This window comes from Nocardia sp. NPDC057668, assembly GCF_042799795.1.
GTDB lineage: Bacteria > Actinomycetota > Actinomycetes > Mycobacteriales > Mycobacteriaceae > Nocardia.
Window position 1 is genome coordinate 118955 of sequence record NZ_JBHVIC010000009.1, and the last position, 19492, is coordinate 138446.

The 19492-nt window shown below is 69.7% G+C and carries 17 protein-coding genes; 14 read left to right on the plus strand and 3 right to left on the minus strand.

Annotation, left to right across the window (positions count from 1 at the left end; translation table 11 throughout):
- Positions 1-31 precede the first annotated feature (31 nt).
- The 6 genes from ACFVBH_RS38570 to ACFVBH_RS38595 all read left to right on the plus strand — a co-directional run bounded on the left by ACFVBH_RS38570 (position 32) and on the right by ACFVBH_RS38595 (position 4922).
- Complete coding sequence (locus ACFVBH_RS38570) at positions 32-1000, plus strand: GlxA family transcriptional regulator (protein ID WP_379011035.1); 969 nt, start codon at positions 32-34, stop codon at positions 998-1000.
- A gap of 102 nt (positions 1001-1102) precedes the next feature.
- Entirely contained in the window at positions 1103-1618 is a 516-nt protein-coding gene (locus ACFVBH_RS38575; RefSeq protein ID WP_354991525.1) for a gamma carbonic anhydrase family protein, read from the plus strand.
- Positions 1619-1760: 142 nt separating this feature from the next.
- On the plus strand, positions 1761-1934 hold the full coding sequence (locus tag ACFVBH_RS38580) for a hypothetical protein (RefSeq protein WP_354991524.1): 174 nt from the start codon (positions 1761-1763) through the stop codon (positions 1932-1934).
- 126 nt (positions 1935-2060) lie between these two features.
- Positions 2061-2708, plus strand: a complete 648-nt coding sequence (locus tag ACFVBH_RS38585; RefSeq protein WP_354991523.1) for a TetR/AcrR family transcriptional regulator — start codon at positions 2061-2063, stop codon at positions 2706-2708.
- A 74-nt stretch (positions 2709-2782) separates the two neighbouring features.
- A complete protein-coding gene (locus ACFVBH_RS38590) occupies positions 2783-3493 on the plus strand; it encodes a vancomycin high temperature exclusion protein (protein WP_379011044.1) in 711 nt (236 codons plus the stop codon).
- Positions 3494-3617: 124 nt separating this feature from the next.
- Positions 3618-4922, plus strand: a complete 1305-nt coding sequence (locus ACFVBH_RS38595) for a hypothetical protein (protein WP_379011045.1) — start codon at positions 3618-3620, stop codon at positions 4920-4922.
- A 324-nt stretch (positions 4923-5246) separates the two neighbouring features.
- Here ACFVBH_RS38595 and gndA read toward each other — a convergent pair whose 3' ends face one another.
- Complete coding sequence (gndA, locus tag ACFVBH_RS38600; RefSeq protein WP_354991520.1) at positions 5247-6689, minus strand: NADP-dependent phosphogluconate dehydrogenase; 1443 nt, start codon at positions 6687-6689, stop codon at positions 5247-5249.
- A 162-nt stretch (positions 6690-6851) separates the two neighbouring features.
- Between gndA and ACFVBH_RS38605 the strand changes: the two genes are divergently transcribed.
- The 5 genes from ACFVBH_RS38605 to ACFVBH_RS38625 all read left to right on the plus strand — a co-directional run bounded on the left by ACFVBH_RS38605 (position 6852) and on the right by ACFVBH_RS38625 (position 13085).
- Positions 6852-7649 carry a HugZ family protein gene (locus ACFVBH_RS38605; protein WP_379011049.1) on the plus strand — a complete coding sequence of 266 codons (798 nt, stop codon included), beginning with the start codon at positions 6852-6854 and terminating at the stop codon, positions 7647-7649.
- Positions 7650-8176: 527 nt separating this feature from the next.
- Positions 8177-8878, plus strand: coding sequence for a hypothetical protein (locus tag ACFVBH_RS38610; RefSeq protein WP_354991518.1), 702 nt, complete (start codon positions 8177-8179; stop codon positions 8876-8878).
- A gap of 83 nt (positions 8879-8961) precedes the next feature.
- On the plus strand, positions 8962-9963 hold the full coding sequence (locus ACFVBH_RS38615; protein ID WP_379011053.1) for an alpha/beta hydrolase: 1002 nt from the start codon (positions 8962-8964) through the stop codon (positions 9961-9963).
- A 93-nt stretch (positions 9964-10056) separates the two neighbouring features.
- Positions 10057-10788, plus strand: a complete 732-nt coding sequence (locus ACFVBH_RS38620; RefSeq protein ID WP_379011056.1) for a hypothetical protein — start codon at positions 10057-10059, stop codon at positions 10786-10788.
- 542 nt (positions 10789-11330) lie between these two features.
- Entirely contained in the window at positions 11331-13085 is a 1755-nt protein-coding gene (locus tag ACFVBH_RS38625) for a hypothetical protein (RefSeq protein ID WP_379011058.1), read from the plus strand.
- Positions 13086-13114: 29 nt separating this feature from the next.
- Here ACFVBH_RS38625 and ACFVBH_RS38630 read toward each other — a convergent pair whose 3' ends face one another.
- Entirely contained in the window at positions 13115-13981 is an 867-nt protein-coding gene (locus ACFVBH_RS38630; RefSeq protein WP_354989993.1) for a hypothetical protein, read from the minus strand.
- A gap of 427 nt (positions 13982-14408) precedes the next feature.
- Here ACFVBH_RS38630 and ACFVBH_RS38635 point away from each other — a divergent pair, with 427 nt between their 5' ends.
- The 3 genes from ACFVBH_RS38635 (at position 14409) to ACFVBH_RS38645 (ending at position 17916) form a co-directional block, all read left to right on the plus strand.
- Positions 14409-15644 carry a serine hydrolase domain-containing protein gene (locus ACFVBH_RS38635; protein WP_379011061.1) on the plus strand — a complete coding sequence of 412 codons (1236 nt, stop codon included), beginning with the start codon at positions 14409-14411 and terminating at the stop codon, positions 15642-15644.
- Positions 15645-15889: 245 nt separating this feature from the next.
- Positions 15890-16828, plus strand: a complete 939-nt coding sequence (locus ACFVBH_RS38640; protein WP_354989995.1) for a cutinase family protein — start codon at positions 15890-15892, stop codon at positions 16826-16828.
- Positions 16829-17367: 539 nt separating this feature from the next.
- Positions 17368-17916: an alpha/beta hydrolase fold domain-containing protein gene (locus ACFVBH_RS38645; protein ID WP_379011063.1), complete on the plus strand. Its 549-nt coding sequence runs from the start codon at positions 17368-17370 to the stop codon at positions 17914-17916.
- Positions 17917-17988: 72 nt separating this feature from the next.
- Here the strand turns inward: ACFVBH_RS38645 and ACFVBH_RS38650 are convergent, their stop codons facing one another.
- The gene (locus ACFVBH_RS38650) at positions 17989-19461 is read right to left on the minus strand and encodes a glyceraldehyde-3-phosphate dehydrogenase (protein ID WP_354989997.1); all 1473 of its coding nucleotides are present in this window, start codon (positions 19459-19461) and stop codon (positions 17989-17991) included.
- Positions 19462-19492 lie beyond the last annotated feature (31 nt).

The window sequence follows — 19492 nt, forward strand, 5'->3', positions numbered from 1 at the left end:
TCGATAATATCGGGCCAGCTAAGATCGGGGCATGCGTTCGGTGGCCGTCCTGGCGTTCGATCAGATCAGTCCCTTCCATCTCTCGGTGCCCAGCCTGGTCTTCGGGCGAGCGGGGATGAGCGCGGCGGAGCAGTCGCCGTACGAGGTCCGGGTGTGCGCCGAGCAACCCGGAATCCTGTCCACCCCGGCCGGATTCGACATCATCGCCCACCACGGGCTGAACGCGATCGAGCACGCGGACACCGTCGTGATCCCGAGTTGGATTCGCCGGCAACCGCTTTCCGATCCGGTGCGCGACGCGCTGCACGCCGCGCACGAGCGCGGGGCCCGGATCGTGGGGCTCTGCCTGGGCTCGTGGGCGGTGGCCGCCAGCGGCCTGGCCGACGGCCGCGAGGTCACCACGCACTGGTCCGCCGCGACCGAACTGGCCCGCGCGTTCCCCGCGGTCCGGGTGCGGGCCGACACCCTGTGGTCCGATCACGGCGACGTCGTCACCTCGGCGGGCGTGGCCGCCGCCCTGGACTGCTGCCTGCACATCGTGCGCGGCGATCACGGCAGCCGGGCGGCCACCGAACTGGCCCGCGCGCTGGTGCTCGCGCCGCACCGCAGCGGCTCCCAGGCCCAGTACATTCCCGTCGCGGTCCCGGACGCGGTCGACGACGATCCCATCGAGCACGCGATGGTCTGGGCCCGAACCCATCTCGACACCCCGGTGGATCTCGACACCTGGGCGCGCACCGCGCTCATGTCCCGGCGCACGTTCACCCGGCGTTTTCGCGAGCGCACGGGTTCCAGTCCGCAGCAGTGGCTGCTGCATCAGCGCGTGGATCGCGCGCGCCTGCTGCTCGAATCCACGGACGAGACCATGGAACGCGTCGCCGCCGACTCCGGGCTCGGTACCGCGGTCAATCTGCGGCACCACTTCCACCGGCTGCTCGGCACCGCGCCCGCCACCCACCGGGCGCTGTTCCGCCGCGCCGAGAGTCCGGCGTCCGCGTGAGGGCCCGGCTCGCCCGGCACTGTCGCGTGCGGCTGCGCCCGGCACTGTCGCGTGCGGCTGCGCCCGGCGCCGCCCCGTGCGGCCTTTGTTAGGTTCTCGATCATGAGGATCAAGTTGGGCGAGCACGAGCCGAAGATCGACGAGACCGCCTGGGTCGCGCCGAACGCCACCGTGATCGGGCGGGTGGAGCTGGCCGCGGAGGTCAGCGTCTGGTACTCGGCGGTGCTGCGCGGGGACCTGGAGGACATCACCGTCGGCGCGGGCACCAATATTCAGGACGGCTGTGTACTGCACGCCGATCCCGGCTTCCCGCTGACCGTGGGCGCGGGGGTTTCGGTGGGCCACAACGCCATCCTGCACGGCTGCACCGTCGGCGACGACGTGCTGGTCGGCATGGGCGCGACCGTGCTCAACGGCGCGGTGATCGGCGCGGGCAGCCTGATCGCGGCCAACGCCCTGATTCCCGAGGGCGCGCAGATTCCGCCGGGGTCGCTGGTGGCGGGCGTGCCGGGCAAGGTGCGGCGCGAACTGGGCGAGGCCGAATTGCAGCGCATCAAGCTCAATGCCGCTGTGTACCTGCACAACATGAGCCTGCACCGGGGCGGTCAAGAGGTGTGACTCGAGGGGGCGTGTGAGAACTCCCACACTGAACAAGCGACCATATAACGCGCTGCTAGCATTCGTCGAAGCGTTCCCGGCGGCCCGGGGCTCCGCCGCCCTCGCCGGGATCGCGCATGGGGCTAGCAGGAGGTTTCATACGGTGTCGTACGAGCAGAACAGTATGCACCGACGGCTGATCAGCGTGGCCGACATAGCGGCACAGCCGGGGGGCATCGAGGCGCTGCAGCGCCGCGTCCACGAATTGCGGTCGAACGGCATCGATTTCGCCGCCAATGTCATCGAGCGGGAAATGGCGGCGCTCAATGTCCGGTGACCGCGGGCCGCGCCCGTTAACCGGGCAGTAGGTTCGCGCGGGGACCGGTGCGGCCGCGACCCGATGCGATAATGACGCCGCCGTCACCGCAATGTCGCGGATGCCAACCGATCGACTGGAGACTCGATGCCGTCCGTGCCCGCCATCCTGCAACGCATTCTGGAGAAGCCGCGCACCGAAGGTGAACAGTTACTCGAGAGCGCGCTCTCGGCCTTCCTGGATTTCGGCATCAAGCGCACCAGCATGGGTGAGATCGCGCGGCGCGCGGGCATCAGCCCGGCCACGCTGTATCGGCGCTTCGAATCCAAGAACGAACTGGTCGAGGCGGTCGGGGTGCGCGAGGCGCAGCAGTTCGTCGCCTCGATCGACAAGCGGGTGCTCGAGGTCGCCGACAACGGCGTGCCGGTCGACGAGCAGATGGTGGAGATCTTCGTCGCCTTCATCACCAACCTGGCGAACAATCAACTGCTGCAACGGCTCCTGCGCACCGAGCCCGACGCGATCCTGCCCAGGCTGACCACCGACGGCGGCGCGGTGCTCGCGGTGGGGCGGTCGTACCTGGCCGACAAGCTGCGCGGGTTGCAGGCCTCGGGCAGCGTGCCGGACTTCGACGCCGACCTGGTCGCGGAAGTGCTGGCGCGGCTGGGACAGTCGCTGGTGCTGACCCCGGACGGGCTCATTCCGCTCGATGACGAGCAGGCCGCCCGCGACTTCGCGCGGCGCACGATTCTGCCGATGATCGGTGTCCAGCCGGTGTCGCAGCCGCGAGCGTGAGCCGGCGGGCGATCGCCGCGACGTCATAAGCGAGCGCCAAGCGTTTCCCGAGCAAGATCGGGCACACTCGGGCCATGAGGCTCCGTGACACGCTGCGCGGCACCCGCGCCCGGGTGCGAACCCGGCTCCGGCCGCGCCGCATCGCCAGGTTCCTGATCGCCGCCACCCTGGTAGTGCTGGTGGTGCTGCTGAGTTCGGTGCTGTGGATCCGCTTCACCACGAGGGATTTCCAGTACTCCGCCGCGACCGCGCCCGCCGCCGACGTAGCCATCGTCTTCGGTGCCGAGATGTACAGCACGCGCAAGCCCTCGCCGTATCTGGCGGCTCGGCTCGATCTGGGGCAGCGGCTGCTCGAGTCGGGGAAGGTCAAGGCGCTCTTGCTGACCGGGGACAACGGCCACAACTCGTACAACGAGCCCGACAACATGCGGCAGTACCTGCTGGACCGCGGGGTCCCGGCGAACAAGATCGCTCTGGACTACGCCGGGTTCAGCACCTACGACAGCTGCGCCCGCGCGCACCGGATCTTCGGGGTCCGCTCGGCCATCGCGGTGACCCAGGATTTCAGCGTCCCGCGCACCATCGCGCTGTGCCGCGCGGTCGGCATCGACACCGTCGCGGTCGGCGACGACACCCAGATCCACAACGGGGTCTACCGCAAGTGCTGGCTCCGCGACCAGCTCGCGGCCGTGAAGGCGATGTATTCGATCATCGTCGAGCCCGACCCGAAACTGCTGGGGCCGCAGGAGTCCTCGGTCCGCGAGGCGATGGCGGCGACACCCTGACGGACTCGCCCGCGGCCGCGGTCGCGCGGCCGAGCCGAGAGCAGCCTCGATGCCGGGAGCGACGGCCAACGCGCCGAGCGCGATTCGAGCCGGCCACGCGGTCACCGGCGGTAGCGTGCGCGAGATGAGGTGGGAGGACGAGCGCCGAGCCGCCGCGGACGAGCGGGCCGCCAACCGGCGCGCGATGGGGCTGGCCGCGCGCGTCGAGAACGCGGTGGCGGCCCTGCGCTCCGACGAGCCGAACGGGCAGTGGGTCGGTTCCGACCTGGCCGCGGGCGTCCTGATGGGCTGGCGCACAGCGGATCCGGCGCTGCTGACCGGGCTCGCGCGCAACCTGGTCCGCACCCGGGGCGAAGGCGGCACCGAGAGCGGTGCGCTGCTCGCGCTGGCCGGCTCCGAGCCCGCCCCGGATTTCACACCTGTCATCCCACTGCTGGTGACCGCGCTCGAGCGCGAGCGCACCTTCCCCGCCGCACTGCGGACCCTGGGCGGCATCGGCCACCCCGGCGCGGCCGACGCGGTGCGCGACTGGCTGACAACCGGTTGGCGCGCAGAGCGATTCGCGCATCTGTCCGCCGACGCGATCCTCGCGCCGCTGGCGGAGTTGCCGGACCCCCTGCACTGGGCGATGCGGGTGACCATGACCCGCACCTTCACCCACGACAGCCTGCCGGCCGCCCTCGCCTCGTGGCAGCGCTCCCCCGAACCCTCGATCGGGCGGGCCATGCGGTTGGTCGGAGAGCTGCGCACCACCCGCGCCCGCGAGGCCGTCGCCGCGCTCGGCGCGCTGGGCCCGCACGGTCCCCGGGCCGCCGCCCCCGCGCTGGAGCGCATCGCCCGCGGCCTCGACCGGCCGCCCAACCACTACACCGGCGACGCTCCGGCTCGCGAATACCGGTGGCTCGGTGTGCAACAGGCCGCGTGGGCGCACTGGCGACTGACCTCGGATCCCACCCTGGCCCGCGAGATCCTCGGCGCCGCCCTGCGCTCCGGCCGCGCCGTCGACTACGGCAGGCTCGCCGAATTGGGAACCTTCGCGGGCGATTTCGCCCCGGCGCTACGTCCACGCCTGACCTCGGACAACCGCTGGGAACGCATCAACGCCGCATACGCCTGGTTTCACCTGACCGGCGATCCCGCCCCCGCCCTCCCCGAAGCCCTGCGCGCGCTGGAACCCTTCTCCTCGGGCTACACCGATCGCGAATCCCGCACGGCCCTGCGCCTGGTCACCGCGATCGGCGCCCCAGCCCACGCCGCGGTCCCCCTCCTGTCCCCCGCGCTGGCCTCGGACGAACGCCTCCTGGGCTACGACGTCGCACCGGCCACCCACGGCCGCCCACGCGAGGACACGCGCCTGTGCGCCGCGATCCGCACGGCCCTGGCCTCGATCACCGCCCAGGTCGAGCCGCCGCCACCTCCCTCCCCCTGAAAGCGCCGCGCCGTGGGTTGGCACCGCCGAACCCGTTGTGCGCGTACCGCGCCTGCCGACGCCGACTACCCACGCGGCGTCCCGATCGCGGTCCGCGGTGAGCGCCGAAGCCTGGTCGCGCCGCGCACCGGACCGGCGAGTTGTCGCCGGAACAGTCGAATAGGAGATGCGGCCCCATCCCGAGCGTGCTCGAGCCGGCGGAGCAGGACGCCCACGAGTGAGCCCCCGTCCGCGGCGGGTGGGCGAAACGGCGGCGCGAACGCCGGAGGGCGGTGCCCGCGCGGCTGTCGCGCGGGCACCGCCCTCCGGGGTGAAACCTGTTTGCTAGGCGGTGATCTCGGAGCGGTCACCGCTCCAGAGGGTGTGGTACTTGCCGTCGGCGTCGATGCGCTCGTAGGTGTGGGCGCCGAAGAAGTCGCGCTGACCCTGGGTCAGGGCGGCGGGCAGGCGCTCGGCGCGCAGGGCGTCGTAGTACGAGAGCGAGGAGGCGAAGGCGGGCACCGGAATTCCGAGCAGGGTCGCGGTGGAGACCACCCGGCGCCAGGAGTCGATCGCGGTCTCGATGGCCTCGCGGAAGTACGGGGCCAGGATCAGGGACGGCAGCTCCGGGTTCTGCTCGTACGCGTCCTTGATGCGGTTCAGGAACCGGGCGCGGATGATGCAGCCGCCGCGCCAGATGGTGGCCAGGTCACCGGGATTCAGGTTCCAGTCGTATTCGGCGGAGCCGGCGGCGATCTGGTCGAAGCCCTGGGCGTAGGCGACGATCTTGGAGGCGTACAGCGCCTGGCGGATCGCCTCGGTGAATTCGGCGACGTCCGTGGGCTTGTCTGCCAGGTGGCCCGAGGCCAAGCCGACCGCGGCCTTGCGCTGGGCGCGCGAGCCGGACAGGGCGCGCGCGAACACGGCCTCGGCGATACCGGTCACCGGAACGCCCAGATCCAGCGCGGACTTGACGGTCCAGCGACCGGTGCCCTTCTGCTCGGCGGCGTCGACGATCACGTCGACCAGGGCCTTGCCGGTCTTGGCGTCGACCTGGTTCAGCACCTCGGCGGTGATCTCCACCAGGTAGCTCTCGAGGTCGCCCTTGTTCCACTCGGTGAACACGTCCGCGATCTGCTTGGCGTCCAGGCCCAGCGCGTCCCGGAACAGGTTGTACGCCTCGCCGATGAGCTGCATGTCGGCGTACTCGATGCCGTTGTGCACCATCTTGACGAAGTGCCCGGACCCGTCGGGGCCGATGTGGGTGCAGCACGGGGTGCCGTCGACCTGCGCGGCGATGGACTCCAGCAGCGGGCCCAGCGATTCGTAGGACTCCTTGGGACCGCCGGGCATGATGGCCGGGCCGTTGAGCGCGCCCTCCTCGCCGCCGGAGATGCCCGCGCCGACGAAGTTCAGCCCGCGCGCGGCCATGGCCGCCTCGCGCCGGATGGTGTCGGTGTAGAGCGCGTTGCCACCGTCGATGATGATGTCGCCGGGCTCCATGGCGTCGGCCAGTTCCTCGATGACGGCGTCGGTGGCGTCGCCGGCCTTCACCATGATCAGGACGCGGCGCGGCTTCTCCAGCGCGGCAACGAACTCCTCGATGGTCTCGGTGCGCACGAAATCGCCGTCGGCGCTGTGCTCGGCGAGCAGCGCGTCGGTCTTGGCGACACTGCGGTTGTGCAGCGCGACGGTGTACCCGTGCCGTGCGAAGTTGCGGGCGATGTTGCTACCCATGACCGCGAGACCGGTGACACCGATCTGGGCGCGCGCTGTCGAGGCCGCCATAGACTCTCTCCATTCGACTGATGTAGTTGCGTGACCGCCCGCAACCGAATGCGGCGGCGGCATCGGTGGAACTCCATGACGCCTGCGTCTTTTCTACCGGGTCGCCCGCGCGGGCGCGGAGACGGTCCCTTGTCCGCCCGTCGTCCGCGTAGCCTGTGAGCCATGCCTCTCGACCACGGCGACCCCGGTGACGCGCCTTCGACCCCGCAGCCACTGGCCCCGATAGCGAATACCGCACGCCCCTCGGCCGCCGAAGAAGCTCGCACCATCGCCGAGGTCACCAATGCCGCGACCCTGGCGTCGCTGTCCGCCGACGGTGCGCCGTGGGCGTCCTTCGTGACCTACGGATTGCTGGACGGACAGCCGGTGCTGTGCGTGTCGCGGCTGGCCGAACACGGACGAAATCTCGCAAGCGACCCGCGCGCGAGCCTGTCGATCGTCACCCCGGAGCTCCCCTCGGATCCCCTCGCCGCGGCGCGGGTCACCCTCGCCGGATTCGTCGAGCGCCCCGAGGACGCGGAAGCCGAGGCGGCCCGCGCGGCCCACCTGGCCGCGGTCCCGGCGGCCAAGTACTACATCGACTTCAGCGATTTCACGGTCTGGGTCCTGCGCGTGGAGCGCGTGCGCTGGGTGGGCGGCTACGGCCGCATGGACTCGGCCACGGCCGCGGACTATCGCGCCGCCGCCCCCGACCCGGTCGCCCCCGGCGCGGGCCGCGCCATCACGCATCTGAACGACGATCACGCCGATGCCCTCCTGGACATGGCCCGCGCCCGCGGCGGCTACCCGGACGCCACCGCCGCGGTCTGCGAGGTGGCCGACCGCTACGGCCTGGACCTGCGCGTCACCACCCCGCGCGGCATCGCGGTCACCCGCGTCGGCTACCTGTCCCCCATCGATACCCTCGCCGAACTCCGTTCGGCCACCGTCGATCTGGCCCGCGCCTCGCAGGCGGGGTAGCCGAACCACCAACCTGACCGGGCGGCATGCCCGGTCAGGGTCCGCTGCCGATCGTTCGATTCGAATCGACGGGCGAGTACAACCGGGGGCACGGTCCTCGTCCAGCACACGGCGTTTCCCGGCCCACAGCTGCCGGCGAACCCGGACCGGGACGGCATCGGGCGGTACGCCGTGTGCCCGCGGGTTCTCCGGCCACCTCGTCCCCCCGTTGGCGAGTTGGTTGGACTGCGACTGAAACGTGTTATAGTCAGACCCTTCGCACAGGGCTTTGCGCAGCCCTGCATTCACCTGCCGGATTTCTCCGGAATTGCCATTCGAGCATTGCCGAATAACGCTGTCGCAGTGCACTGTCGACGCTGCCGCAATGCACTGCCGAATTCTCGCAAGCAATTTTTCGAAAACCTGGACGCACGCCCAGTTTCACCTGTTTACTAGGTCCCCGGGTGGCCCGAATCACCCCCGAGTTTCCGCAGAACTCGGCAGCTTTGTGGTGTCCCGTGACCGCTGCGGGACGAAGAGGAGAAAGAATGTTCCGAACTCATCGGATCGCCGCACTCGCAGCGTCGGCCGCCATGGTTTCTGCGGGCTTGACCGTCGGTGTCAGCGCGGGCACCGCCGCGGCCGCCGAGGGCTGCGAGGTGCGCAGCTACCAGACCAAGCAGGACATCAGCACGGTCGGTATCAAGCACATCTACGAGAAGATCGCCAGCGCCGAAACCATCGGTGTCGGAACGACGGTGACCTACACGATCATCATCGGCACGACGAGCATCGGCAATCCGTACGTCAACACCATCACGGACTTCCCGCCGTCGGGCTTCGGCTCGCCGATCAAGACCACCATCACCGCGTACCACGTGGTCGGCGGACAGCGCACCGAAGAGGTCACCGCCAGCCCCAACGCGGGCGGCTGGAAGGTCACCAACACCGGCTGGTTCGTCAACTCCGGCAACCCGCTGACCATGAACATCACCTACTCGGTGCCCGGCAACCTGCCCAAGGGCCAGCAGATCACCAGCGGTGGCGTGGGCGTGGCCGGCACGGTCGGCGTGAGCAACGAGATGCCGGATCTGACCGCCTGCTTCACGACTCGCGCGCCCAACGCGGGCGAGGGCGTGGTCGGCAGCCTGGGCAACAACGGCCTGGGTTCCTCGGACGGGCAGCTCAGCTCGACCGGCTCCTTCAGCGATGTCATCGCCGATGTGATCAAGAAGTACATCGGTAGCTGATCGCCACCGGCGGCCGGTGTCCCCCGCGGGACGCCGGCCGGCACGGTCTTTCGAGCGAGTTCGACGAAGAGAGCGCTTTGTTCATGAAACACCGAATGTGGGCACTGCTGGCCAGTTCCTGCCTCACCGCCGCACTGGCTTTCGCGGTTCCGGCGGCCGTTCCCGCCGTCGCCGCCGCGGATCCCACCGCGGCCGAAGTCGTGCGGATCGACAAAGCCGGACCGCGCCAGCAGGTCATGCACGTGTTCTCCCCCAGCATGGGCCGGACCATCACGCTGCAGGTGCTGCTCCCCTTCGACAACAGCGAGCCGCGCCCCACGCTGTATCTGCTCAACGGCGCGGGCGGCGGCACGGGCATGGCGACCTGGTACCGCCAGACCGATGTCGTGCAGTTCTTCGCGAACAAGAACGTCAATGTGGTCACCCCCGTGGACGGTTCGTTCTCCTACTACACCGACTGGCAGCGTGACGATCCCGCGCTCGGCCGCCACAAATGGACGACCTTCCTGACCAGCGAGCTGCCCCCGGTGCTGGACGCCGCCCTGGGCGCTTCGGGCGCGAACGCCATTGCCGGGGTGTCGATGTCGGCGTCCTCGGCCCTGAATCTCGCCATCGCCGCCCCCGAGGTCTATCGCGCCGTCGCCTCCTACAGCGGGTGCGCCTCGACCTCGGACCAACTGGGCCGCGAATACGTCGAACTCGTGCTCGAGCGCGGTGACGCCGACGCCCGCAACATGTGGGGCGAGGACAACGACCCCGCGTGGCTGGCCAACGACGCGCTCGTCAATGCCGAACGCCTGCGCGGCAAGACGCTCTACATCTCGTCCTCGACCGGGCTGCCCGGACCCGCGGACACCCTCGACATGGTCGGCGGTCAGGCGTTCACGCTGGCGAACCAGATCATTCTGGGCGGCGCCATCGAGGCGGCGACCAATCAGTGCACGGTGCGCCTGGCCGACAAGCTCGCCGCCCTGGCCATTCCCGCGACAGTCGAATTCCGGCCCACCGGAACGCATTCCTGGAAGTACTGGGAGGACGCGCTGCACCGGTCGTGGCCGGTGCTGGAGGAAGCGCTCACCCGCTGATTCCGCGCGGCGCTCGCCGAACACCCTGTGCCCCAGCTCGATCCGGCGGTAAACCACTGGTCGGGCGGGGCCGGTGCTCGTTACAGTGCGGGCATGACACGTTTGAATCAGATTGTCGCCGTGGAGAAAGGGATCAAGTCCCGAACCTTTTCCGAGCTCACCGAGGCGCACCACCAGCTGGCGAAGAATCCGCTGCTGACCGGTATCTCGCGGACCTACCGCCCCAAGGACGAAGAAGGCGAGCAGTTGCCGCCCGAATCGACCCGGGTGCAGGTCAAGGCGGACGCGGTGCTCGAGACCACGGCGCAGATTCTGACCAAGCTGTTCGACGTGGTGGCGACCAAGGATTGGGCCAACTGCGCGGCCACCGCCGACGTGGTGGTCGACGGCCGCACGCTGGTGCGCGATGCCCCGGTCACCTACCTGCTCTTCCTGGAGAAGCAGCTGATCGACCTGCACACGTTCGTGCGCAAGCTGCCGGTGCTCGACGCCGCCGAGTCCTGGGACTACGACGCCTCCGCCGACTGCTACGCCACCGAACCGGTACAGACCGTGCGCACCAAGAAGATTCCGCGCAACCACGTGAAAGCCGAAGCGACGGAAAAGCATCCGGCGCAGGTCGAGGTCTATCACGAGGACGTGGTGGTCGGCTACTGGCGCACCATCAAGTTCTCCGGCGCGCTGCCCGCCAAACGGGTCAACGAACTGACCGAGCGGGTCGAAAAGCTGCAGCACGCGGTGAAATTCGCGCGCGAGGAGGCCAACAACGCCGAGATCGCCCAGCAGCACCCGGGCGCGGAGATCTTCGGCTACCTGTTCGCCTGAAATTCGGTTGGCAGCGCCCGCGGCACCGGCTAATGTCGGTGCCGCGCAAGAGCGCAAGCTGAAACAGAAGCTCTGTGTCACAGGCACCACAACGGTCCAGTGGAGGTTCGAATCCTCCCCCTGCCATCCACCCGGCGGGGTAGCCCAACGGCAGAGGCGCCGTGCCTTGAAACTCAGATTATCGCTCGAGCTTCAGCATTTTCCACCGAACGCCGAATCGAACGAACGGTTTGTCAACGTAGAGGTTGCGGGTTCAACTCCCGCCGGCTCAGCCACCAATGGGCCGTAGCTCAATCGCAGAGCGCTACGTCCTCAAACTCAGACCGTTCTCCACCGTGTCGGCGCGTTGCAAATGGGTGGACATCGAAGCCCCGAGGCAGGCTAGCCCTCGGGGCTTCCCCATTTCTTCCGGCCCCGAAAACGCTATGCTCATTGCGATCACGAGGGCCACAGCATTTTCCTCCGGCTCGGTGCGCGGACGCGAAGCCATTCGAATCCGCCGTCCGGGGTGGCCGCTCCGGGGAAGACAAGGCTAGGCGTTCATGGCACTGCAGCGGTGGAAACGGTCGGCGCTGGGGACGCTGTACCGGCTGAGCTACGGGGAGCGGGGCGTGGTGTACGCCGCCCCGAACGCGGCGGCGAGCCCGGTGAATTCGACGGCTTTCCTGGAATACGAGCCGCGGCTGCCGGGTGAGCTGGATCGCGCAGCGCTGGCGGAGCTGGCCGCGTTTCCCGGCACGCTGGCGCGCGGGGAGCGGGCCGAGTTGTTCGCGCGGGCGGCGTGGCCGTGCGGGGTGGTCGAGCAGGACGGTTCGGGCGCGATCGCGGGATTCCTGATGCCGCTGGCACCCCGGGTGTTCTTCCTCGACGCCGGGGGCGGCGACGCACCGCCGGTCGCCGCCCGCTTCCAGTATCTGCTCGACGCCGACGGGCTGGTGGCCGCGCGCGGTATCGCGCTCACCGACCGGCACCGGTACGAGCTGCTGACCGAGGTCGCCGAAACGCTGAAACTGCTGCATCGGCATCGTGTTTCGGTCGGTGATCTGGCGCCGCGGAATCTGCTGTTCGCGCTGCGGCCCGCGCGGCGCGTGTATCTCACCGGGTGTGACACCGCGCGCTCGGGCGCGCTGTCGGTGAGCCCGCAGACCGAGACGCCGGGCTGGGATGTGCGCTCGCTCGGTTCGGGCGAGGAATCGGCCACGCCGTATTCCGACGCCTACAAGCTCGGCCTGCTGGCGCTGCGGTTGCTCTCGGGGGATCCCTCGACCCGCGATCCCGCCCGGCTGCCGCCGTACACGCCCGCCGCGATCGTCCGACTGACCCGGGCCGCGCTGTCCGCCGCGCCGGGGATGCGGCCGGTGCCCGAGGAGTGGATCTCGGCGCTGACCGAAGCGCTCGACCCCGCGGTCGAGGCGGCGCAGGAGACCGTGGTCCTGCCCCGGGTGCAGCCGCGGTCGCCGGGAAAAACGCCGCGCGGCAGCGCGGTTCGAGGCGGGCAACCGAGCACGGTGGCCGGGACGGGCGGGGCACAGGCCTTCGACCCACGCGCACACGGACGAGACCCCCGCACACCGGGCCGGGGCTCCCGCTCACCGGCACACGACCCGCACCCGCGTGCTCACGACCCACACCCACGCGCACACGACTCGCGCCCACCGGTTCTCGATCCGCGCTCACCTGCTCCCGATCCGCACCAACCGGTTCGAGATCCGCATCCACCTGCCCGCGAGCCCGCGGCCAAGTGGCGCATCGCGGTGGCCGCGGCGCTGGCCGTCATCGCCGCCCTCGCGGTCGCCGTCGTCGTGGAACTGCGCGGCGAGCCGGACGGCGCGGCGGCCGGAATCACCACCGGGGAGTCCGTGAACGCCATGCCGGGCCCGGCCACCACCGCGCCCGCTCCCGTGGACGGCGAAGCCACCGGACTGGCCGAACTCCGCGCCACGGTCGCCGCCGACGACGAGGTGGTCCGCCGCGATCTCGCCGAACGCTGGGTGCCGCAACTGAGTTCGAAACAGAACGGCATGAGCGCCGAGGGCACGACGTGGGGCCATGCCGACATCCTGCGGGAGCATCGCGAGCTGCGCGGGCGCTATCCCGGCGCGCGGCTGCTGGAATCCGGCTCATGGACGACCTTCGGCGAGGCCGACTACTGGGTCACCGTGGCCGGGGTGTCCTTCGCGACGTCCGGCGGCGCGATCGGCTGGTGCGCGCAGCAGAGCATCGACGCCGATCACTGCTACGCCAAGCTGGTCAGCACGACCCGGCCGGTGGACGGCAGCACCCGCTACCAGTCGTGATGGACCGCGAAACTCGCTGCCGCAGTGCGCTATCGGAGCAGATTGACGATCTGCCGGTACGCGAGGCGCGTGGGCGGCGCGAGTTTGGACCAGGTGATGGCGCCCCCGGAGGCGAGGTGCGCGTCGTACGGGATCTCCGCGACCGACCGGACGAACTTGCCGAGGTAGGTGCGGATGTGTTTCGCGACGCCGGGCCCGTCGGTGGGGTGCTGGCGGGTGACCACGATGATGGCTTCGGCGAGATGGTATTCGCCGTAGTTGTCGTCGAGCCAGACCAGCGCCGGGCGCAGCCGGTTCACCGCGTCGGGGCGGGCGGCCAGGGTGATCACCAGGGCGATGCGGGAATCCGAGAGCAGCGGCGAGATCATGCGATTGGTGACCGGGGCGCCGGCGTCGTAGACCGGCAGGCAGCCCGCGTCGCAGAGGCTGCGGTGCACCGAGGCGTAGCTCTCGCGGCGCGGCAGCGCCTCGGGACCGCGCGGCAGGATGCCGACGCTGGAGGTGTTCTCGCCGCAGCTGTCCAGCACGGCCGAGGCGAGACTGCGATGGCTCATGTTCAGCCAGCTCTGCACGGTGCCGGCCGGATCGATGGCGTCGCAGCCGCGCGGGGCCAGATCGCCGCCGGTGGCGGTGGCGTCCACGACGACCGGCGAATGCTCGCGGTAGTTGTAGGAGGCGGCGGTGGCGATGCCGAGCGCGGTGGTGGTCGCGCCCGAGCCGCCGGAACTGCCCAGCACCAGCACCGAGGGCAGGTCGGCCCACAGCAGCATGCCGTTGTTGATTTTGGGACGAACCAGGTCGGTGGGCGATCCCGGGGGCGGTGGGCGCAGCAGCAGCGAGAGGTCGGTCGGGGTGGTGGACAGCCGGGCCGGGTGATCGGGGATTACGTCGAACACTGGAGATTCCTTCGTGCGAGCGGCATTCCATGCTGCGGAATCGGGATTGTCGCGGCGTCCGCGCTGACGGCGACAGCGATGGCGTACATCGCGTGAACGATCTGGATGCAGCGCCTCGCGGGGCGGCCGACTCCACATCGTGCCGACGTTGTTCCCCCTGCGCTACGACATATTCGAAGAAATCCTCGAGTACCCTGCCCCCGGCACACCCCCTACGGTCGCATTGCCGAAAGGGAGTCGCAAAACAGTTGCACAACAACCCCTTTCGATAGCGAAAGATACTACATCCGATCTTGCGGGTGCGCTTGTTCGATGCGCACGATTTCACAACGAATCGCGAACGTTGGCACATTGTGTCGGAGTAGCGAATTCATTGTGTCTGAGACAGCTCTTGTTTCCGGGCCCGCGCCGCCGCTATCGTTGGTCGATGAACGCACCACAGTCAGCCGCCGCCGGTCTGCCGATCGGCGTGGGCGGCGCCGCCGATCCCCGATTCGACGCCCCGCTGCGGACCTTCGCGCGAATCTTCGCCGGGCGCAGCGGAAATGGCGGCGCACTCGCGGTGCACCAGCACGGGGTCCCGGTCGTGAACATCTGGGCGGGCGCCGCCGACGCGCACGGCACGCCCTGGACCGCCGACACCGGAGCCATGATCTACTCCGCCTCCAAGGGCGTCGCGGCCACCGTCCTGGCCCGCCTCGCGGACCGCGGCCTGCTCGACTACGCCGCGCCGGTGGCCGAGTACTGGCCCGAATTCGCCGCCAACGGCAAGGCGGACATCACCGTCGAACAGCTGCTGAGCCACCGCGCCGGACTGTCCGCGCTGCCCGCGACCACCGTCGAGGAGGTGCTGGACCATCGCCTCATGGAGGAGCGGCTGGCCGCGGCCGCGCCCGATCACCTGCGCGGCAAGCCGATCTATCACGCCCTCACCATCGGCTGGCTGATGGCGGGGCTGGCCCGGGCGATCACCGGCCGGGACATGACCGAGCTGTTCCGCACCGAGGTCGCCGAACCGCTCGGCACCGACGGCATCCACCTGGGCCGCCCGCCCGCCGGCGCGCGCACCCGGCCCGCGGATCTGGTGGGCTCGATGAAAACCCTTGCCGATCGCACCATTCCGGGGCCAGCGTCCGCGCTGGCCTTAAGGCTCCCGAATATCGTGCGCGCGCCGATCGCCTCGATCTACGTTCCCGGGCTGGAGAGCATCTTCCGCGGCGAGCACCCGCGCATCCTGGAGACCGCGCTGCCCGCGGGCAACGCGGTCTGCACCGCGACCGGGCTGGCCACCATGTACGGCGCGCTGGCCTCGGGCGGCACCGCGGCGGGCAAGCCGTACCTGACCGCGCACACGGTGCGGGCGCTGGAACGGGTGCGCACCTATCAGCTGGACCGCGCCCTGGTGGTGCCGTTCTGGCACCTGGGCTATCACAGCCTGCCGGCGCTGCGCGCCCCGCGCGGATACGGCCACATGGGCGCGTTCGGCTCGACCGGCTGGGCCGATCCCCGGTCGGGCGTGTCCATCGGCTTCGTACACAACCGAATGTCGCTGGGCTGGAGCGCCATCGACATGACCCTGATCGTGCCCCTCATCCATCAGATCCTGCACGCGGCGAGCCTGTCCGCGCCGGGCGCCGACCAGCGGACCGCGGGCGCGGCCTGAGCGACTCACCCGGGGGCTCTTTTCGCGAGGCTCGCCGTAGCAGAAGGCGCTGGTAGCGGCGTTTACGGCGTTTCTCCGCCAACCAACGACAGACCATCCGGTTCCTTTGATATCTTCGGCCCATCGCGTCGCCCCGCACCGAGTCGGCTCGCTCGGTGTCATCGCGCGGGGGCACGCATATCGGCACCAATGTGAGTGTGGAGAAGTCGTCCGAACGTTCTGAAACAAAACAAGGGGTGTGAACCTTGTCCTTTCGAACTACGCGATCCTTCAAAGCGGCATCCGGCGCCATCGCGACGGTCCTGGCGACCGCCGCCGGCATACTCGGCGCGGCCGGTGCTACACCGGCGTACGCGAGTCCCGCCGACTGCCCCAACGTCAACGTGGTGGCCGTGCCCGGCACCTGGGAAACCTCCAGAGACGACCCCGGCCAGGGCATGCTGGCCGGGGTCACCCGCGGACTGCCGGGCACGGTCCGCACCGACTACGTGAACTACGCGGCCACCGCCCTGCCGTGGGAGGGCGAGGTGTACGGCCGCTCCAAACTCGAGGCCGTCACCAACGCCCGGGCCATGATCGTCAGAATGGCCGCGCGCTGCGCCACAACCAAATTCGCGTTGATCGGCTACAGCCAGGGGGCCGACGCGGCCGGTGACCTGGCCGCCGAGATCGGCACCGGGCTCAGCGTCATCCCGCCCGAGAAGGTGGTGGCGGTCGGCCTGCTCTCCGATCCGCGCCGCTCCCCCACCGATGTCCTGGTCGGGCCCCCGGTGCCGGGCGCGGGCGCGGGCGGAGCCAGAGTCGGAGGTTTCGGCTGGCTCACCCCCAAGGTGCGCACCTTCTGCGCCGAGGGCGATCTGTACTGCTCGGTGCCCAACGATGATCTGGCCGGCCGCTTCGCCGGGTTCATGACCCAGCTCTCGGCGCCCGATCCGCTGCAGTTCCCCAATTACGCCCTCACCTTCAACAGCATTCTCGGTGAGGCGCTGCTCCCCGGCGGCAACGCCATTCTGTCCGCTCCGGCCGAGAATCCCGCCGGTGAGCAATGGATGCGCCAGGTACAGGATTTCCTGGAATCGGGCGTGCACCAGTCCTATCCCCGCTACGTGGTCGACGAGAGCGGTTCCACCGCCACCGCCTGGCTGCGTGACTGGATAACCGACGAGGCCGACGAAACTCCCTGAAGCCGAGCACTATCGGCGAGCTCATCCCCTGTCGTCGATCGACCCAGCGGCACCGCAGGTTTCCGAAAGCGCGGCCGCGCCCTGTCCGTCAGGCTCGATGTGCGCCGGTGACCGGCGCACATCACGACGACAGGGAGATGAGCGAGCATGAGTACCGACGAGCGCACCGCGCGGCCGAGTTGGCAGAACCGCGTGGTCACCGCCTTGGTCGCGGCACTGGGCGACCGCGAGATGTTCGGCGATCCGGCCCGGCTGCACGCGGCCCTGGACAAGCGCGACCGCCGGACCGGCGAGGTGCGCCCGCCCGCCGCGCTGCGCAGACGAGCCCGGGTCACCCGGGAGGAATTCGAGGGCTGGCCGGTCTTCCGCATCACCCCGCCCGGACCGGTGCGCGACGCCGTCTTCTTCCTGCACGGCGGTGGTTTCATTCGCGAAATCGTGGGCGCGCACTGGAAATTCGCCGCCCGGCTCGGCCTGGAGTCGAACGCCGAGGTGATCGTGCCGATCTATCCGCTGGTCCGCACATCGGCGCGGCCGACATGGTCGCGATCACCACCGCGCTGCTGGCCCGCACCGTCGAAGAGCGCGGCGCGGGAAGGACTTTCGTGGTCGGCAATTCCGCGGGCGCGGGACTGGGACTGGCCGCGGCCCAGACGCTGGCCGCCGAGGACGGCCCGCGCCCGGCAGGCCTGATCCTGATCTCCCCCTGGCTCGACGGCTCGATGTCGCATCCCGATCTGCCCGGGCTCGAGGCGGTCGATCCGTTCCATCGGGCCGCGGGCCTGGCCGAGATCGGCAGGCTCTACGCGGACGGGCTCAGCGTGCGGGATCCGCGGGTGAGCCCGCTGTTCGGGCCGATGACGGGGCTGGCCCCGCTGACGGTGTTCAGCGGCACCCGGGAACTGTTCCTCACCGACGCCCGGACGCTCGCCGACCGCGCCGAGGCCGCGGGCATCCCGATCGACTATCACGAGGCCCCGGGCCTGCCGCACAACTACGCCCTGTTCCCGACCCCCGAGGGCCGGGCCGCCCGGGCGGTGATCCTGGCGGCCTGCCGGGCGCCGCTCCCGGCGGGGCAGCCGCACTGAACCGGTGGTGAAAAGCGTTCGGCCGCCGCGAGAATCGCGACGGCCGGACGCTGTGTGCGAGAGGGTGACGAGCTACCGCGCGCCCGCCGGGGCGGCCTCGCGATCGTCCGCCGGCAGGTGCGGGTACGTCGGGTACTCGATGCCCGAGATGTACTGCACAGTGCGCACCACCTGGCAGGAGTAGCCGAATTCGTTGTCGTACCAGAGGTAGAGGATGGCGGTGTCACCGTCGACGATGGTCGCGTTGGCGTCCACGATCGACGCCGCGCGCGAGCCGATGAAGTCGCTGGAGACGACGTCGGTGGCGGCGGTGTAGTCGAGGTTGCGGCTCAGCGGACCGGCCAGGGAGACCCCGCGCAGGTAGTCCAGCACCTCGGCCTTGCTCACCTCGCGCCGCAGCTGCAGGTTGAGGATCGCGACCGAGACGTCCGGCGTGGGAACGCGAATCGAGTTGCCGGTGATCTTGGCCTTGAAGTCCGGCATGGCCTTGGCCACCGCGGAGGCCGCGCCGGTCTCGGTCAGCACCAGGTTGAACGGCGCGGACCGGCCGCGGCGGTCGGCCGGGTGGTAGTTGTCCAGCAGGTTCTGGTCGTTGGTGAACGAGTGCACCGTCTCCACGTGCCCGCGCACGATGCCGTACTCGTCGTCCATCGCCTTGAGCGGCGGCACGATGGCGTTGGTGGTGCAGGACGCGCAGGACACGATCTGCTCGGACTGATCCAGCGTCCGGTGGTTGACCCCGTGCACGATGTTGGGCACGTCGCCCTTGCCGGGCGCGGTGAGCAGCACCTTGGCGATGCCCGGGCGCAGGTGCTGGCCCAGGCCCGCGCGGTCGCGCCACTTGCCGGTGTTGTCGATCAGGATCGCGTCGTTGATCCCGTACGCGGTGTAGTCGATCGTGGTCGGATCGTCGCTGTAGATGAACTTGATGACATTGCCGTTGGCGATGATCGTGTCGTTGTCGGCGTCGACCTTGATGGTGCCGTTGAACTGCCCGTGCACCGAGTCGCGGCGCAGCAGCGAGGCGCGCTTGGCCAGATCGTCCTTGCCGCCCTTGCGGACCACGACCGCGCGCAGGTTCAGGCCGTTGCCCGAACCGCTCTTCTCGATGAGCAGCCGGGTGACCAGGCGCCCGATCCGGCCGAAGCCGTACAGCACCACATCGCGCGGGCCCTGGGCCTCGGCCTTGTTGCCGCCGGTGATGTCGGCCAGCACGTCGGCGGTGAACTCGGGGACGGTGAGCCCGCGGTCGTCGGCGCGGTAGGCCATCACCAGCCGGCCCAGGTCGATCTTGCTCGGGCCCAGGTCGAGGGTGGTGAGCACCTCGAGGAAGGGCAGGGTCTCCTCGATCGAGAGCTCTTCGCCCTCGATCTGGCGCGCGAAGCGGTGCGTCCGCAGAATGCTGATCACCGATTTGTTCACCAGCGATCGGCTGTGCAGCAGGATGGTGACGCCCTTGTCCCGGTACAGCCGTCCAATGATCGGAATCATCGCCTCCGCGGAAGCTTCGTGGGCGTTCCAGCGGTCAAGATGGTCGGTAGTCAACACACGTCCTCAGGGGTTTCCTCGATCAGTA

What these genes read in the sequence shown, in the direction of transcription:
- ACFVBH_RS38570 (WP_379011035.1), top strand. Translation starts at nt 32, where the DNA reads ATGCGTTCGGTGGCCGTCCTGGCGTTCGATCAGATCAGTCCCTTCCAT.
- ACFVBH_RS38575 (WP_354991525.1), top strand. Translation starts at nt 1,103, where the DNA reads ATGAGGATCAAGTTGGGCGAGCACGAGCCGAAGATCGACGAGACCGCC.
- ACFVBH_RS38585 (WP_354991523.1), top strand. Translation starts at nt 2,061, where the DNA reads ATGCCGTCCGTGCCCGCCATCCTGCAACGCATTCTGGAGAAGCCGCGC.
- ACFVBH_RS38590 (WP_379011044.1), top strand. Translation starts at nt 2,783, where the DNA reads ATGAGGCTCCGTGACACGCTGCGCGGCACCCGCGCCCGGGTGCGAACC.
- ACFVBH_RS38595 (WP_379011045.1), top strand. Translation starts at nt 3,618, where the DNA reads ATGAGGTGGGAGGACGAGCGCCGAGCCGCCGCGGACGAGCGGGCCGCC.
- gndA (WP_354991520.1), bottom strand. Translation starts at nt 6,689, where the DNA reads ATGGCGGCCTCGACAGCGCGCGCCCAGATCGGTGTCACCGGTCTCGCG.
- ACFVBH_RS38605 (WP_379011049.1), top strand. Translation starts at nt 6,852, where the DNA reads ATGCCTCTCGACCACGGCGACCCCGGTGACGCGCCTTCGACCCCGCAG.
- ACFVBH_RS38610 (WP_354991518.1), top strand. Translation starts at nt 8,177, where the DNA reads ATGTTCCGAACTCATCGGATCGCCGCACTCGCAGCGTCGGCCGCCATG.
- ACFVBH_RS38615 (WP_379011053.1), top strand. Translation starts at nt 8,962, where the DNA reads ATGAAACACCGAATGTGGGCACTGCTGGCCAGTTCCTGCCTCACCGCC.
- ACFVBH_RS38620 (WP_379011056.1), top strand. Translation starts at nt 10,057, where the DNA reads ATGACACGTTTGAATCAGATTGTCGCCGTGGAGAAAGGGATCAAGTCC.
- ACFVBH_RS38625 (WP_379011058.1), top strand. Translation starts at nt 11,331, where the DNA reads ATGGCACTGCAGCGGTGGAAACGGTCGGCGCTGGGGACGCTGTACCGG.
- ACFVBH_RS38635 (WP_379011061.1), top strand. Translation starts at nt 14,409, where the DNA reads ATGAACGCACCACAGTCAGCCGCCGCCGGTCTGCCGATCGGCGTGGGC.
- ACFVBH_RS38645 (WP_379011063.1), top strand. Translation starts at nt 17,368, where the DNA reads ATGGTCGCGATCACCACCGCGCTGCTGGCCCGCACCGTCGAAGAGCGC.